The sequence below is a fragment of the Parabacteroides sp. ZJ-118 genome (assembly GCF_011038785.1).
Classification (GTDB): Bacteria; Bacteroidota; Bacteroidia; order Bacteroidales; family Tannerellaceae; genus Parabacteroides.
Window position 1 is genome coordinate 50857 of sequence record NZ_JAAKDT010000012.1, and the last position, 15127, is coordinate 65983.

General features: G+C 56.0%; 13 protein-coding genes. 6 read left to right on the plus strand and 7 right to left on the minus strand.

The window, feature by feature from the left end; translation table 11 throughout:
- Positions 1-54: 54 nt before the first annotated feature.
- The 7 genes from trpA to trpB all read right to left on the minus strand — a co-directional run bounded on the left by trpA (position 55) and on the right by trpB (position 6621).
- Positions 55-828: a tryptophan synthase subunit alpha gene (gene trpA / locus G7Y39_RS05275; RefSeq protein WP_165155773.1), complete on the minus strand. Its 774-nt coding sequence runs from the start codon at positions 826-828 to the stop codon at positions 55-57.
- Positions 825-1502: a phosphoribosylanthranilate isomerase gene (locus tag G7Y39_RS05280; protein WP_165155775.1), complete on the minus strand. Its 678-nt coding sequence runs from the start codon at positions 1500-1502 to the stop codon at positions 825-827. The genes trpA and G7Y39_RS05280 overlap by 4 nt, the downstream gene beginning before the upstream one ends.
- Entirely contained in the window at positions 1499-2296 is a 798-nt protein-coding gene (gene trpC, locus G7Y39_RS05285) for an indole-3-glycerol phosphate synthase TrpC (RefSeq protein ID WP_165155776.1), read from the minus strand. Before trpC ends, G7Y39_RS05280 begins: the two co-directional genes overlap by 4 nt.
- A 19-nt stretch (positions 2297-2315) precedes the next feature.
- Entirely contained in the window at positions 2316-3314 is a 999-nt protein-coding gene (gene trpD, locus G7Y39_RS05290; protein WP_165155777.1) for an anthranilate phosphoribosyltransferase, read from the minus strand.
- A 105-nt stretch (positions 3315-3419) separates the two neighbouring features.
- Entirely contained in the window at positions 3420-4022 is a 603-nt protein-coding gene (locus tag G7Y39_RS05295) for an aminodeoxychorismate/anthranilate synthase component II (protein ID WP_165155778.1), read from the minus strand.
- Between the two features lie 14 nt (positions 4023-4036).
- A complete protein-coding gene (locus tag G7Y39_RS05300) occupies positions 4037-5440 on the minus strand; it encodes an anthranilate synthase component I family protein (RefSeq protein ID WP_165155779.1) in 1404 nt (467 codons plus the stop codon).
- Positions 5437-6621: a tryptophan synthase subunit beta gene (gene trpB / locus G7Y39_RS05305; RefSeq protein ID WP_165155780.1), complete on the minus strand. Its 1185-nt coding sequence runs from the start codon at positions 6619-6621 to the stop codon at positions 5437-5439. Before trpB ends, G7Y39_RS05300 begins: the two co-directional genes overlap by 4 nt.
- 544 nt (positions 6622-7165) lie before the next feature.
- Between trpB and G7Y39_RS05310 the strand changes: the two genes are divergently transcribed.
- The 6 genes from G7Y39_RS05310 (at position 7166) to G7Y39_RS05335 (ending at position 14859) form a co-directional block, all read left to right on the plus strand.
- Positions 7166-8599: an aspartate ammonia-lyase gene (locus G7Y39_RS05310; RefSeq protein ID WP_165155781.1), complete on the plus strand. Its 1434-nt coding sequence runs from the start codon at positions 7166-7168 to the stop codon at positions 8597-8599.
- A 118-nt stretch (positions 8600-8717) separates the two neighbouring features.
- Entirely contained in the window at positions 8718-9653 is a 936-nt protein-coding gene (locus G7Y39_RS05315) for a sugar phosphate isomerase/epimerase (protein WP_165155783.1), read from the plus strand.
- A 219-nt stretch (positions 9654-9872) separates the two neighbouring features.
- Entirely contained in the window at positions 9873-10274 is a 402-nt protein-coding gene (nikR, locus tag G7Y39_RS05320) for a nickel-responsive transcriptional regulator NikR (RefSeq protein WP_165155785.1), read from the plus strand.
- A 91-nt stretch (positions 10275-10365) separates the two neighbouring features.
- Positions 10366-12237, plus strand: coding sequence for a TonB-dependent siderophore receptor (locus G7Y39_RS05325; protein ID WP_165155787.1), 1872 nt, complete (start codon positions 10366-10368; stop codon positions 12235-12237).
- Between the two features lie 74 nt (positions 12238-12311).
- Positions 12312-12707 (plus strand): response regulator, encoded by a 396-nt coding sequence (locus tag G7Y39_RS05330; RefSeq protein ID WP_165155789.1) that lies wholly within the window; start codon positions 12312-12314, stop codon positions 12705-12707.
- Between the two features lie 25 nt (positions 12708-12732).
- Positions 12733-14859, plus strand: coding sequence for a KamA family radical SAM protein (locus tag G7Y39_RS05335; protein WP_165155791.1), 2127 nt, complete (start codon positions 12733-12735; stop codon positions 14857-14859).
- Positions 14860-15127: the final 268 nt, after the last annotated feature.

The following is a 15127-nucleotide window of genomic DNA, read 5'->3' on the forward strand; positions in this document are numbered from 1 at the left end:
CGTAGCCCCGCCTCCGCGAGCCGTACGATGATTCGGGACGATACCCCGGGTCTCCTATCGTTTCAGGGCTTCCAGCAACCGGTCGATCGCATCGGCGGGAGTAGGCTCGCTCTTTAGCAACTGCACGAACTTGCTGCCGATGATGGCGCCGGAGGAATGGGCCGTCGCCGCATCGAAAGTAGCCTTGTTGCTGATGCCGAAACCTACCAAACGGGGATTATGCAGCTTCATGGCGTTGATGCGGCGGAAATAGGCCAGCTTCCGCTCGTCGAAGTCTCGCTGGACCCCGGTCGTGGCGGCGCTGGATACCATATAGATAAATCCGCTGGTATGGGCGTCGATCAGCCGGATTCGCTCCTCGGAGGTCTCGGGGGTGATCAGCATGATCATTTTCAGGTCGTGGCGATCGGCGATCTCCTTGTAGCTGGAGATGTAATCGGCATAAGGCAGGTCGGGGATGATCATCCCGTCCACGCCGGCTTCCGCGCAGCTGGCGCAGAATCTCTCGAAACCGTATCGCATGATGGGGTTCAGGTAGCCCATCAGGATGACCGGGATCCGTACCTCGTCGCGGATCGCTTTCAATTGCTCGAACAGGAGGCGGAGCGACATCCCGTTGCGCAACGCGCGCGTGGATGCCTCTTGGATGACGGGGCCGTCCGCCATCGGGTCCGAGAAGGGGATTCCTACTTCCACCAGGTGGATGCCTTTGGCCTGCAAAGCCTTCAGGATGATCGCCGTATCGTTCAAGTTCGGATAACCGGCGGTGAAATAGACGGAGCATATTCCGTCTTTCCGGGTCTGGAATAAGTGTGTGATGCGATTCATTTTGAAATGTGTTGGATGAAATCTTTTAGTTTATCGATGTCTTTCAATCCCGGCTCGGTCTCGAAGCCACTGTTGAGGTCGATACCCGCGAGCCGCGGATGCCGGAAGTCGCGGATCGCCTCCGCGTTTTCCGGGCGGATGCCTCCGCTGAGCAAGAAGGGGGTTTCTCCCTTATACTCGGTCAGGATGGACCAATCGAAACGTCTGCCCGAGCCTCCATAGCCCTCGCATCTCGTATCGAAAAGGAAATAGTCCACCCGCCCCTCGTACGCCCTTGTTCTCTCGAGGTCCTCTTTCGCGGCGATGGGGAGGGCCTTGATCAGGGAATAGCCCCTTTTTCGCAAGGTGTGGCACTCCTGCGGCGATTCGTTACCGTGGAGTTGCAGGTAATCCAGCCCGCACGCGGTGGCGATCTCCATCATGCTTTCCGGGCTAGCGTCGACGAAGACGCCCACTTGCTTGACGGAGGGCCGGCCGGTGAGGGCGGACAGCGGTGACAAGCGACTTGCCGCGTGCGACGGCGCGCTGTCGCGCGCCACCCTGCGCTTCGTCGGGATCTGCCCGACGAAGCGCAGGGAGCGCTCATAGAAGATAAAACCGATCCAGTTGATGGCCAGGGCGGCTACCTCCCGGATATTCCGGGGCTCCCGCATTCCGCAGACTTTGATGATCATGCCAGTCCTCCTATGAAACGGGCCAGGGTGTCGCCCGGCCGCTCGGTTTTCATGAAGGTCTCTCCGATCAGGAACCCGCGGAAGCCGGCCTCGCGCAACCGGCGCACGGTATCGCTCTCGGAGATCCCGCTCTCGGATACCAGAAGGGGGGAGAAGCCTCGTCGCGGCTTGCCGACCAGCTTGAACGAGTTGTCCACGTCCGTATGGAAGGTGCCGAGGTCGCGGTTGTTCACGCCGAGCATGTCGATCTCTGCGTCCAGGTAGCTGAGCTCCTCCTCGCCATGGATCTCCAGCAAGACCTCCAGCCGCAGGCTGTGGGCGGTCTCGGCCAGTATCCGGCATTCCTCCTCCGTAAGGGCGGCGGCGATCAGCAAGACCGCGTCGGCGCCCATCGCCCGCGCCTGGAAGAGTTGGTAGGTGTCGATGATGAAGTCCTTGCGGAGCAGGGGGAGGTCCGTCAGCGTGCGGGCCTTCCGCAGGTCGCCCAGGGAGCCTCCGAAGAACTCCCCGTCCGTAAGGATCGAGCAGGCGGAGGCGCCTCCGGCCTCGTAGGCGGGCACCACGTCGGCCACGTCCGCCGCGGGGCGCAGCCAGCCTTTGGAGGGGCTTTTGCGCTTGAACTCGGCGATGATGCCGGAGGGGGAGGATTCCAACGCCGTGCGCATGGAGCGCGTGTCGCGCTCCATACGCTCGCCGCCCAGCGCCAACAGGGTCTGCAGACTCACGGCCTGTTTCTGCCGGGCCACCTCGACGCGCTTGTTGGTGATGATCGTTTGTAAGATGTCTTTTCTCATGGGATAGCTTTTCTGTGTGTTAGTAATGGTTCAAGGCGATAAACTTGCGGAACGTGGCCAGCGCTTTCCCGCCCTCCAGCGATTCACGCGCCTCGGCGATGCACGCCTCGATCTTCTTCTCCGGACAGATCACCTGAATGGCGAAGGCCGAGTTGGCGATCACGCAGCTCTTCTGGGCCTCGGTGGACCGGTTCGCCAGCACGGCGTCGAAGATGTGGGCCGCCGCCTCCGGGGTATCGCCGCCGTCGAGGTCCGCCTCCGCACAACGTTTGAACCCGAGCGCCTCCGGGGTATAAAGCTTCTCTTTCTCGGGCATGGCCACCTTGAAATCGGCCGTGAGGGAGATCTCGTCGTAGCCGTCCAGGCTGTGCACCACGGCGAAACGGGTGCCGCTCTCCTGATAGGTGTAGTTGTACAGGCGGAGCAGCGGGAGGTTATATACGCCCAGCAATTGGTACGCGGGCATGACCGGGTTGACCAGCGGGCCGAGCATGTTGAAGAAGCTGCGTACGCCGAGGCTCCTCCGTACCGGGGCTACCGCTTTCAGCGCCGGGTTGAACAAGGGGGCGTGGAGGTAGGCGATCCGGCAGGTATCCATGGAGGCGCGCAGCTTGTCGATGTCGCTCGTGAACCTTACGCCGTGTTGCTCCATCACGTTGCTGGCGCCGCTCACCGAGGTGGCCCCGTAGTTGCCGTGCTTTACGACCGGGTAACCGGCGCCGGCCACCACGAAGCAGGAGCAGGTGCTGATGTTGAACGTGTTTTTCCCGTCGCCTCCGGTCCCTACGATATCGATCGGTTTGTACGCGCTTAAATCCACCGGCACGCGCATCTCCAGCAAGGCCTCCCGGAAGCCGCTCAATTCCTCTACGGAGATGCTACGCATCAGGAATACGGTGATCAGGCTGGCGATCTGGGAATCGTTGTAGCGTCCCTCCGCTATGCCCTGGAGGATCTTCCGGGCCTCTTCTCTGCCCAGGTACTGGTGCTCGAATAATCGGTATAAAATCTGTTTCATATTGTATCTTTTATAATGTAATGTATGTTCGAAAAAATCGTGCGACTCCTTGCGAGCGGCCTTTCACCCGCACGAAATACCTCGCGAATCCCCGCGAGGCGTCTCTCACCCTCGAAAGGTGCCCGGCGAGCCTTCGCCGGCAGGTCGCTCCAGCCAATTCCGGATGATCGTCTTCCCTTGAGGGGTCAACACGGATTCCGGATGGAACTGGATGCCTCGCACGTCGTACGCGCGGTGGCGCAGGCCCATGATCTGTCCCTCTTCCGTATCGACCGCCGTGATTTCCAGGCAATCCGGGAAGTTTTCCTTGGAGACCACCCAGGAATGATAACGCCCGACCCGTATGCCCGGCTCCAGCCCCGCGAAGATCGGATCTTTGGCGACGATCCGGATGTCGGAGCAGACGCCGTGACGTACGTCGGCAAGGTTTACCAACGTGGCGCCAAATGCCTGGCCGATGGCCTGCTCGCCTAGGCAGACGCCCAGGATGCTCTTTGTCGGGGCGTAGCGGCGGATCAGGGGGAGGAGGATGCCGGCCTCCTCGGGGATGCCCGGCCCCGGGGATAACAGGATCTTATCGAAACGCGCGACCTCCTCCAGCGAGATCTTGTCGTTGCGGCGTACCTCGGCGTCCGCGCCCAGCTCCTTCAGCATGTGTAGCAGGTTGTAAGTGAAGGAATCGTAATTGTCAAATACTAATGTCTTCATTATTGTATGGATGATTAATTGATCAGTTTCTCCGCCAGGTCTATCGCCTTCTTCAGGGCGCCCAGCTTGTTGTTTACCTCTTGCGATTCGCGCTCATCGTCGCTTTTCGCCACGATCCCGGCTCCCGCCTGGTAGTACAGCACGTTGCCCCGGCTGACGAAGGTCCGGATCGTGATCGCCTGGTTCAGGTCGCCGTCCAGGCCGATGAAACCGATACAGCCGCCGTAAGCGCCCCGGTTATGAGGCTCGATGTCGGTGATCAGTTGCATGGCCCGTACCTTGGGCGCCCCGCTCAGCGTGCCGGCGGGGAAGGTGTCGACGTAGGTCCTCACCGGGTCGCTGCCGGAGTCGATCTCGCCGCTCACGCGGGATACGAGGTGGATGACGTGGCTGTAGTATTGCACCTCCTTGTAGAAGTCCACCCGCACGTCGTGGGCGTTCCGGCTCAGGTCGTTGCGGGCGAGGTCTACCAGCATCACGTGCTCGGCGTTCTCCTTGGGGTCGGCGAGCAGGGCCTCGGTCCGTCGCTTGTCCAGCTCGATGTTGCCGGTACGGAAAGCGGTCCCGGCGATCGGGTCGATGCTGGCGTGTCCGCCCGTTACCTTGCAGTGCGTCTCGGGGGAGGAGCCGAAGATCCGGAAACCGCCGAAGTCGAAATAGAACAAGTACGGGGAGGGATTGATGCTGCGCAGCGCCCGGTACACCTTGAAGTCGTCTCCCTTGAAGGGTTGCTCGAAGCGGCGGCTCAATACGATCTGGAAGACATCTCCCCTGAGGCAGTGCCTGATGCCCCTGCGGACCATCGCCTTGTATTCCTCGCTGCTGATCGGCGAGGTCTCGGGGCCCGCCTTCCGGAAGTTGTAGGAGGCGAAGTTACGGTTCTCGATCAGCGCGAGGATCTCGTCCAGCCCGCTATCCTCGCCCTCCTGGATCATCTCCACCAGCGTAAGCTCGTTCTTGAAATGGTTGAACACGAGCACGTATTTGTACAACAGGTACAACATATCGGGGGCGTCGTTCTCCTCGTGATGGACCTCCATGACCGGGATGTTCTCGAAATAACGGACGGCGTCGAAGGCCGTGTAACCAAATAACCCGCAGACCTTCTTGTCCGCTCCCTCTACCCGGAAGCGGCCGAGGAAAGCGTTCATCGCCTCGGGCACGCTATAGGTCTCGCTGAGCGGGGTGACCTCGCGGGTCTTGTCCGGGAAGGTCGCCGTGCATTCGCCGTTGTTGATACCGACGCTCGCCAAGGGGCGGAGCGCTATGAAGGAAAGGCTGTTCTCGTTTCCGTGGAAGTCCGAGCTTTCCAGCAGGGCCGATTCCGGGTAGATGTCCCGCACCTTGAGGTAGATGCTCACGGGAGTATGAAGGTCGCCCATCACCTTCTTGCTGATTGTCTTAAACGAATAATTCATGATAATCTATGATTGATGTAGGTATTCATATCTTTATCGCCGCGGCCGGAGACCGTCAGTACCACCACCTCTCCCGGCTCGAAGCTTATCTTGGCCAAGGCGCCTAAGGCATGGGCGCTCTCCAGGGCCGGTATGATCCCCTCCAGGCGGGTCAACTCGAAAGCGGCCTCCAACGCCTCGTCATCGTCGATCGCCAGGACTCGCGCGCGGCGCCTTGCGGAGAGGTTCGCGTGGATCGGACCGATGCCCGGGTAATCCAGGCCGGCGGAGACAGAATAAGGCTCCTCGATCTGTCCGTCCTCGTTCTGCATGACCAACGTGCGCGCCCCGTGGATGATGCCCACCTTGCCCAATTGGATCGTGGCGGCGCTCATGCCGGAGTGGATGCCCTTGCCGCCGGCCTCGGCCAGGACGATCTTGACCCGCTCGTCGTCCACGAAGTGATAGATCGTGCCGGCGGCGTTGCTTCCCCCGCCTACGCAGGCGATCAGGTAATCCGGGTGATCCCTTCCCTCCTTCTCCAGCAGTTGCCTCTTGATCTCCTCGCTGATGACGGATTGCAACCGGGCTACCATATCCGGGTAAGGATGGGGCCCTACCGTGGAGCCGATGATGTAATACGTATCCGAGGGATGGCAGCACCAGTCGCGGATCGCCTCGTTCGTGGCGTCTTTCAGGGTCATGTTTCCCGAGGTCACGGGCACGACGGTGGCTCCCAGCATCTCCATCTTCTGCACGTTGGCATGCTGGCGTTCCACGTCTGTCTTCCCCATATAAACGATACATTCCATATTCATCAGGGCGCATACCGTGGCCGTAGCCACTCCATGCTGCCCGGCACCCGTCTCGGCGATGATACGGGTCTTCCCCATGCGGCGTGCCAGGAGGATCTGGCCGATCGTGTTGTTGATCTTATGCGCCCCGGTATGGTTCAAGTCTTCCCGTTTCAGATAGATCTTGCATCCATATTTCTCGCTCAACCGTCTGGCCAAGTAAAGAGGGGAGGGGCGGCCTACATAGTCGCGCGATAACCGGTCGAACTCCTCCTTGAAGCCATCGCTTTCCAAGACCTCTAGATAGGTATTCCGCAAATCTTCCACGCATTGATGAAGGATCTCGGGGACATAGGCCCCGCCGAACTCACCATAGTAACCATTTTTGTCAACTTGATACGTTTTCATCTTTTTATCTATTTCAGTTATTTTCATCTTGAGCTTACCCCGCGAAAAAAGAGGCCTGCCGCAAGTGCGACAGACCTCTTCATATCTTCATGTGGTGTGCTTTACGTATACATACGAGTCCTCGTCCCTTACGACCTTCTGAGTTGTATGGAGCGCCACCACCAATATGTATTTACTACGAATGTTCTCACGACTTTGTTCGGTTGTTATGGCGGCAAATGTATGGAATCTTTAACAAATGGCAAATAAAAACGAGATTTTTTTTTGAGGAATTTCCTGCGCCTCCCTTGCAAGGAGAAGGAGAACCGGGGGCAAATTGTCAAAGGGAATTGAACGCACGAGCTCAAGTTCTTGTTACGCTTGAATAAGATCCGAAGGAGCTCTTGTGAATCTTGAAATTGACAAATTGTAACCGATGATAGGTCGATGGTGTGTTTTATGGGATAAATAAATGTTTTTTGTATTTTGTCAAAGAATAATTTGCTTTCAAAATAATAGTTCCTACCTTCGCGGAAACAATAAGAAAACAATTAATATTTCTAATATGGATACGAAATTAACTGGAAAAACTCGCGTGGAGAGCGACCTGATCGGCGCTCGTGAGATCCCCGCCGAAGCATTGTATGGAGTTCAAACCTTGAGAGGAATCGAGAATTTCTCGATTAGTAAATTCCGTTTGAGCGAGTATCCTTTATTCATAAAAGGATTAGCGATAACGAAAATGGCGGCTGCCAAGGCTAACTTTGAGTTGGGCTTGCTTACCGCGGCGCAAAAGGAGGCCATCACCGCCGCTTGTAAGGAGATTATCGATGGCAAGCACCGCGACCAGTTCCCGGTGGATATGATCCAAGGCGGAGCGGGTACCACTACGAATATGAACGCGAACGAGGTGATTGCCAACCGTGCCTTGGAATTGATGGGGCACGAGAGAGGCGAGTACCAATACTGCTCACCGAACGATCATGTGAACCGCTCGCAATCCACGAACGATGCGTATCCGACCGCCATCCATATCGGTATGTATTTCAAGCATCTTCAATTGCTGCCCCATTTGGAGGAATTGATCGCCTCCTTCCGTAAGAAAGGAGAGGAGTTCTCGCGAATTGTCAAGATGGGACGCACGCAGCTGGAGGATGCCGTGCCCATGACGTTGGGGCAGACCTTCCACGGTTTCGCCGGCATCTTGCGGGATGAGATCGCCCACTTGAACGAGGCCGCCGCCGATTTCCTGGTGGTCAACATGGGAGCTACCGCCATTGGCACGGGTATTTGTGCCGAGCCGGGATACGCGGAGAAATGCATCGCGGCTTTGCGCGAGATAACCGGATGGGATATCCGTCTCTCTCCCGATTTGGTAGGAGCCACCTCGGATACCTCGTGCTTGGTAGGCTATGCTTCCGCCATGAAGCGGATTTGCGTGAAGATGAATAAGATCTGTAATGACCTTCGCCTGCTGGCAAGCGGTCCTCGTTGCGGTTTGGGCGAGTTTAACTTGCCCGCCATGCAGCCGGGTTCGTCTATCATGCCGGGTAAGGTGAACCCGGTAATCCCGGAGGTGATGAACCAGATCGCCTACAAGGTGATGGGTAACGAGTTATGCGTGACCCTGGCGGGGGAAGCCGCCCAGATGGAGTTGAACGCGATGGAGCCGGTGATGGTACAATGCTGCTTCGAGTCCGTGGATTTGCTGATCAATGGTTTCGATACCTTGCGCACCCGTTGCGTGGACGGCATTACCGCCAACGAGGATCGTTGCCGCGAGGAGGTACATCATAGCATCGGAGTGGTGACGGCCTTGAATCCGGTAATCGGCTACAAGAACTCCACCAAGATTGCGAAGGAGGCGTTGGAGACCGGTGTTAGCGTTTATCAATTGGTATTAGATCATGGTATCTTGACCAAGGAGGAGTTGGATACGATCCTAAGCCCGGAGAACATGATCAAACCGGTGAAGTTGGCTATCAAGCCTCGCTGTTAATCGGGTCCTGTCCCATAAATGTATGCCATATGGGGGTCGTATAGGGGGATTTTTCCATCCTATACGACCTTTTTTGGATTATAATCGCTACCTTTGGGCTGACTTAATTCTAATAATCATGATAAATAGACGAGATTTTTTAAAGAACGCGTCCCTTTTCACCCTGGGTGGCTTGATGGCCGGAAAGGTCGGGAGCGCGGATGCGGCCAAACCTGTCACTTTCGAGGCGACGGCCGCTAAGACAGTTGGTTTACAAATCTATTCCTTAGGCAGGGAGCTTTACGCGGATGTACCCGGCGGATTGAAAAAAATCAAGCAGATGGGGTACGCCAATTTGGAGTTGGCCGGTTACAGGGAAGGCAAGATCGGCGGCGTAGACATGATGGAATTCAAGAAGATGGTGGACGACGCCGGATTGAGGATCACCAGTTCCCACGTGAATCCTCCGGTACGCGAGTACACGAAGGCCAACCGCTCCCAGATCTCGGAGTATTGGAAGAAGACGGCCGATGATCATGCCAGACTAGGCGTGAAGTACCTGATCCAGCCCGGGAAGCCGAGTACCCGCAGCACCGAGGAGACCGCTTTCGTCTGCGAGATCTTCAACGAGGCGGGTAAGATCGTTAAAGCGGCCGGTATTCCTTTCGGCTATCACAACCATGAGATGGAGTTCGCCAAGGTAAACCCGGGCGGTACGGAGGCCAAGCTGGGAAGGCGCGAGAAAGGAGACTGCGTCTATGAGTTGTTCTTGAGGAATACGGATCCTTCGCTCGTGTTTTTCGAGATGGATGTTTATTGGGCCGTGATGGGGCAACAAGATCCGGTAGAGTGGTTGAGGAAATATCCGAACCGCATCAAGGTATTGCACATCAAGGATCGTGCTATCCTGGGCGAGTCCGGGATGATGAATTTCGAGAATATATTCCGGCAAGCCTACGCGAACGGGATCAAGGATTATTTCGTGGAGTTGGAGGGCATGCCTGACGGGCGTTCCCAGTTTGAGGGCGTGAAAGGCTGCGTGGATTATTTATTGAAGGCACCGTTCGTGAAATAAGTCTTTTTGACTCACTCAGAAAAAACGCTCATGGCGGTATAGGATGCCCCTTCCGTCATGGGCGTGCTCGCCTGTGTCCGAGGTTCTCCCTCCGACTTCGTCGTTTTTGATAGCTCGGGAGAGAACACCTTCTTAAACCGCGATGCTTTTTGAGAACGGTTCTTCCGTATCTCACTTTTTATTCGTAGTTTCGCGACGCAGGGCTGTAAAAGAATGTTTATGTCTTTAAAACGTTTTGGCGTCTCTTTGGAAGACAATTTGTTGGAATCGTTGGATCAATACGTGAATGAGAATGGCTTCGCCAATCGCTCACAGGCGATTCGTTTTCTGATAGAGAAGAATGTGGCCGAGCGTAAATGGCAATGCAACCATATCGTAGCCGGGACGATCGTGATCATGTATGACCAAGTCAAGAAAGAGATCTCGTTGAAGATCATGGGTATCCAACAAAATTATAAGGATGTGATCTTGTCGTCTTCCCAGTATTATATCAATCGGAATTTTTGCTTGCATATAGTGACGGTGATGGGAACGGCCTGCCGCTTGACGGAATTGTCGGATACGTTGACGACGATCAAAGGCATTAAGCATGGCAAGTTGGTGATGAGCCGGGCGGATTGATGTTTTTTTTGCGGGTTTGGTAACACGTTTTCCGGTGGACGTGTTACCGCCGGATGTTTAAAATGATAACCAATATAGATACAAGTAGTATATGAGAAAAGGACTTTTACTGGTTTCCGGGCTGTTGACAGGCTCCATGGCATTCGCGATAGAGCCGGCAGAGGCTGACAGTCTGATCAATTTGAGAGGGGTGGTGGTTTCCGCCAACAAGATCCATGTGAACCGGAACAGCGTGCCGTTATCGATCTCGGTCATCGAACGGGAGGAGATTGAGGCCAGCAGTGAATCGGCGTTGCTTCCCGTATTATCGGAGCGGGTACCCGGGCTGTTTGTCACGGAAAAAGGGATCACGGGTTTCGGCGTTTCCGAGGGAGCGGCCGGGACGGTCAACATCCGGGGCGTCGGACAGGGTAATAAGGTCTTGATGCTGTTCGACGGGCAGCCTCAATGGGCCGGCCTGTTCGGCCATTCGCTTCCGGATACCTATGTGGCCTCGGACGTGGAAAGGGTGGAGGTGATCCGTGGCCCGGGTTCCCTGTTATACGGCTCGAACGCGATGGGAGGCGTCGTGAATATCATTACCCGCCAGCATAATCAGCCGGGACGACGTACGCAAGCCCGCGTCATGTACGGCTCGTATAACACCCAGAAGTATATGATCAACAATGGGTACAATAGCGGTGACTTTAGCAGTTATATCTCGTTGAATCACGACCGCACGGATGGACATCGCCCGGATTCGAAGTTTCAGATCACGAATGGTTTCGCCAAGTTAGGCTATAAGATGGGTGATCATTACAAGGTGACGGGAGACGTAAGCTTGGCCAAGTCCAAGAACCAGAACCCGGGGAAGGTAACAAGCCCGCTTATCGACAACAAGATGGATATCCTGCGAGGTACCGCCTCCTTCGCCTTGGAGAACAATCACGGGAAGACAAGCGGTGCCCTTCGCGTGTTCTACAACTGGGGCCATCACAAGATTGATGACGGGTACGATCCGGGCGGGACGCCCAGACCGTATCTGTTTTACTCGGACGATCATAACGCGGGTTTTTTGCTTTATCAGTCGTTCCGCCTGGTGAGAGGGAATCGTCTCACGGTCGGTGTCGACTACAAGAACTGGGGGGGTGACGCGTGGCAGGACAGCATCAATGGCAACCGGAATGAGCTGGTGAATAAGACTGTGAACGAGGTAGCCGGATACGTTATCGCGCAGCAGGATTTATTTGACAAGGTAAGCTTGAACGCCGGGGTTCGTTATGAGCATAACAGCGTCTTCGGTGGCGAGTGGGTTCCGCAGGCCGGCTTCACGGTACGTCCGTTCGAGGGGAACGTGATAAGGGCATCTTTGTCGAAAGGCTTCCGGAGCCCGAATATACGGGAGATGTATATGTTCCCGCCTCAGAACCCGGATTTGAAGCCGGAAAGCATGATGAACTACGAGGTCTCCGTCGGGCAGGAATTCTTCGAGGGCAACCTGTCCGCGGAGCTGACCGCCTTCTTCATCGACGGGCAGGATATGATCGAGACGACACGCGTAGACGGACGCCCCAAGAATGTCAACACGGGTGCTTTCACGAATAAAGGCATCGAGTTCGATTCCCGCTGCCGGATCCTCAAGAACCTGAGCCTCGATATGAACTACAGCTATCTACACACGAGCAAGGCCCTGCTGGCGGCCCCGGCGCATAAGTTTTTCGCCGGCGTGATGTACGCTCCGGGGCGTTTCACCTTCAACGTGAACGTACAATCCATCTTCGACCTCTACATCAATACGGCGGACAAGGTGAAAACGGATTACACGGTGCTGAACGCGAAGGCGGCCTACCGTTTCGGTACGCGCGATAAAGGCTTGAATCTATTTGTCAAAGGAGAGAATCTGACGGCCACCCGTTATTCCATCAACGAAGGATTCCCGATGCCGAAAGCGATATTTATGGGCGGCATGGATGTGACTTTTTAATATTTTTTCTTACCTTTGCTTCGTCAGGGTTCGTTCGATCCCGGCTAAACACAAGGAATAAAAACGTTATGTATATGGATGTAAAAAATGATCTGGGCGCAGGAAAGCCCACGCTGCTAATCGCGGAAGATGAGGAGAGTAATTATCTGCTTCTGAAAACCATTTTACATAAACATTGTAATTTGATCCGTGCCAAGACCGGCTTGGAAGTCTTGGCTCTCTTCAAGGAAAACGAGGTAGACCTGATCCTGATGGATATAAAGATGCCTGAGATGACGGGTATCGAGGCATTGAAGGAGATCCGTAAGTTATCGGAGGATGTCCCCGTGGTCATGCAATCGGCCTACGTGTTCGACACCGATATGGAAGCCGCCAGAGAGGCCGGGGCTACGGCTTTCATCACGAAGCCGATCAACCTGAAGATATTGAAAAGCACGATATCGCAATATTGCCCGTCGATTGTATGGTAAGGATGGCGCGAAAAGCAGCAGGCTTATGATAAAAAAAGACCCCCTTGTCCTTGACATTGCCGAGCTGAGAAAAGCATACGACCGGAGCTTCCCTTGGTTGGTGGCCTTGGCGGAAAAAAGTGAGGACGCGAAGTATTTCAAGGATACTTTGCGCCCTCTTGTCGTATCCCGGCTCACGGGAAAGGGAAGTGCCCGGGGAAACGCGGGAATGGCGGTGGCGAGGCGTATCCTCCTTTTGATCGAGCATGACGATACGTTCGTGGACGAGTTGTCTACGGGCGAGCGTCTTCCGGTGCGGACGATCACCTATCTTTGGCAGTTCCTGACCGGCCGGTTGGGAAATGAGGCCTCTCCCGATTTATTCATCGATTTATACCATCAGTTCGATTTGCTGGAACATCCGGTCGAGATCCTGTCGGACCGGGCGTTGGTGAAAAGGCAGATGAACCGTTGGCCGACCGGGCTCGACCCCGAGGTGATCGCCATCCGCGAGAGAAACAAGGCGCGTATCATCGCTTGCCTGATCAAGAAGATAGAGAGACGCCATCATGGCCCCTCGTCGCGTTTCCAGTTCGCCGAGGGCATCGCCTATGAGGAGAAAGAGGCCCGTGTACGTGAGTGGTGGAACACCGCCCGCTTCCATTTGTCGATGGCGATCAAGAGCCCTATGGAATTGAATTTCTTTTTGGGATATTCCCTGTCGGACGAGACGATGGGCCTGTTGACCCGTGCTCAGAAGAAGGGGATGCCCTTTTTCGTGACTCCCTACTACCTGTCCCTGTTGAATACAGGGCGGGAGGGGTACGACGACGCCGCGGTGCGATCGTACGTCCTGTACTCGGACGAGCTGGTAGATACGTATGGAAGCATCAAGGCGTGGGAGAAGGAAGACCAGGTCGTCGCCGAGGAGCCGAACGCGGCGGGCTGGCTGTTGCCGGAGGGTCACAACATACACCGGAGGTATCCGGAGGTGGCGATCTTGATCCCCGATTCGATGGGGCGTGCCTGCGGCGGGTTGTGCGCCTCTTGCCAGCGCATGTACGATTTCCAGAGCGAGCGGCTGAATTTCGATCTCGAGGCCCTGAGGCCTAAGGAGAGTTGGGACCGGAAGCTGCGTCGCCTGATGCGTTATTTCGAGGAGGATGCCCAGCTGCGGGATATCCTGATAACGGGCGGGGATGCCTTGATGAGCCAGGACGCTACTTTGCGTAAGATACTGGAGGCGGTATACAAGATGGCGGCGCGGAAACGGAAGGCGAACGAGAGCCGTCCGGAGGGCGAGAAATACGCCGAGTTGCAACGGGTGCGGCTGGGCTCCCGGCTGCCGGCCTATCTTCCGCTGCGTGTGACCGACGAGCTGGTCGGCCTATTGAGGGAGTTCAAGGAGAAGGCTTCCGCTATCGGGGTGAGCCAGTTTTATATACAGACGCATTTCCAGTCTCCGCTGGAGGTGACTCCGGAGGCGAGGCGCGCGATCGAGGCGATCCTGGCGGCGGGCTGGACGGTCACGAATCAGCTGGTCTACACGGTCTCGGCTTCCCGCAGGGGACATACGGCGAAACTGCGGCAGACCTTGAACGCGCTCGGGGTGGTTTGCTACTATACCTTCTCCGTGAAGGGATTCCGCGAGAATTACGCGGTTTACGCCCCCAACAGCCGTTCGTTGCAGGAGGCTCGCGAGGAGAAGGTCTTCGGGCAGGTACCGGAGGAGAAGCAGGCGGAGTTGTCCGAGATGATCCGGGGCCAACGCCCTTTGGGCAAGCGCTTGGCCCGTTTCCTGAAGGAGAACGGGCTGCTGTTCGCGGGGACGGATCGCAACGTGTTGAACCTGCCCGCCATCGGCAAGAGCATGACCTTCCGTACCATCGGCCTCACCTCCGAGGGGAAGCGGATCCTCCGGTTTGACCATGACGGGAGCCGCTCGCACAGCCCGATCATCGACCGGATGGGCGAGGTCTATATCGTGGAGAACAAATCCGTGGCCGCTTACCTCAGGCAATTGAGCGAGATGGGTGAGGAGGTGAGCGAGTACCGCACGATCTGGAACTATTGCGAGGGAGAGACCGAGCCTCGCTTCCGCATTTATGAATACCCGGACTATCCCTTCAAGGTCACCGACCGGATGACCAACCTCGAGCTATCGGACAGATAATCTCGGGTGTTTGCCTTGGTCTCTCGTATATTTTGTATAACTTTGGAAGAATCATATAACCTCCTTAGTCATAGGAGGTTTAGGAAAATGGCAAGAAATTGGTAAGCGTCCAAGCACAGCCGGACGAAATTGCAAATCACGGATTCAATGGCTGTTAGCTTCTATCCCCTGATTTTGTTTTCATTAAACATTTAGTATTTATTAGTACTCAAACCCATGTTCATGGGGAGCATGCTGCTGTAATCGGTGCACCCGCGCACGATTTTGG

What these genes read in the sequence shown, in the direction of transcription:
- G7Y39_RS05330 (WP_165155789.1), top strand. Translation starts at nt 12,312, where the DNA reads ATGGATGTAAAAAATGATCTGGGCGCAGGAAAGCCCACGCTGCTAATC.
- G7Y39_RS05295 (WP_165155778.1), bottom strand. Translation starts at nt 4,022, where the DNA reads ATGAAGACATTAGTATTTGACAATTACGATTCCTTCACTTACAACCTG.
- trpC (WP_165155776.1), bottom strand. Translation starts at nt 2,296, where the DNA reads ATGAGAAAAGACATCTTACAAACGATCATCACCAACAAGCGCGTCGAG.
- G7Y39_RS05335 (WP_165155791.1), top strand. Translation starts at nt 12,733, where the DNA reads ATGATAAAAAAAGACCCCCTTGTCCTTGACATTGCCGAGCTGAGAAAA.
- G7Y39_RS05280 (WP_165155775.1), bottom strand. Translation starts at nt 1,502, where the DNA reads ATGATCATCAAAGTCTGCGGAATGCGGGAGCCCCGGAATATCCGGGAG.
- trpB (WP_165155780.1), bottom strand. Translation starts at nt 6,621, where the DNA reads ATGAAAACGTATCAAGTTGACAAAAATGGTTACTATGGTGAGTTCGGC.
- trpD (WP_165155777.1), bottom strand. Translation starts at nt 3,314, where the DNA reads ATGAAACAGATTTTATACCGATTATTCGAGCACCAGTACCTGGGCAGA.
- G7Y39_RS05300 (WP_165155779.1), bottom strand. Translation starts at nt 5,440, where the DNA reads ATGAATTATTCGTTTAAGACAATCAGCAAGAAGGTGATGGGCGACCTT.
- nikR (WP_165155785.1), top strand. Translation starts at nt 9,873, where the DNA reads ATGTCTTTAAAACGTTTTGGCGTCTCTTTGGAAGACAATTTGTTGGAA.
- G7Y39_RS05310 (WP_165155781.1), top strand. Translation starts at nt 7,166, where the DNA reads ATGGATACGAAATTAACTGGAAAAACTCGCGTGGAGAGCGACCTGATC.
- G7Y39_RS05325 (WP_165155787.1), top strand. Translation starts at nt 10,366, where the DNA reads ATGAGAAAAGGACTTTTACTGGTTTCCGGGCTGTTGACAGGCTCCATG.
- trpA (WP_165155773.1), bottom strand. Translation starts at nt 828, where the DNA reads ATGAATCGCATCACACACTTATTCCAGACCCGGAAAGACGGAATATGC.
- G7Y39_RS05315 (WP_165155783.1), top strand. Translation starts at nt 8,718, where the DNA reads ATGATAAATAGACGAGATTTTTTAAAGAACGCGTCCCTTTTCACCCTG.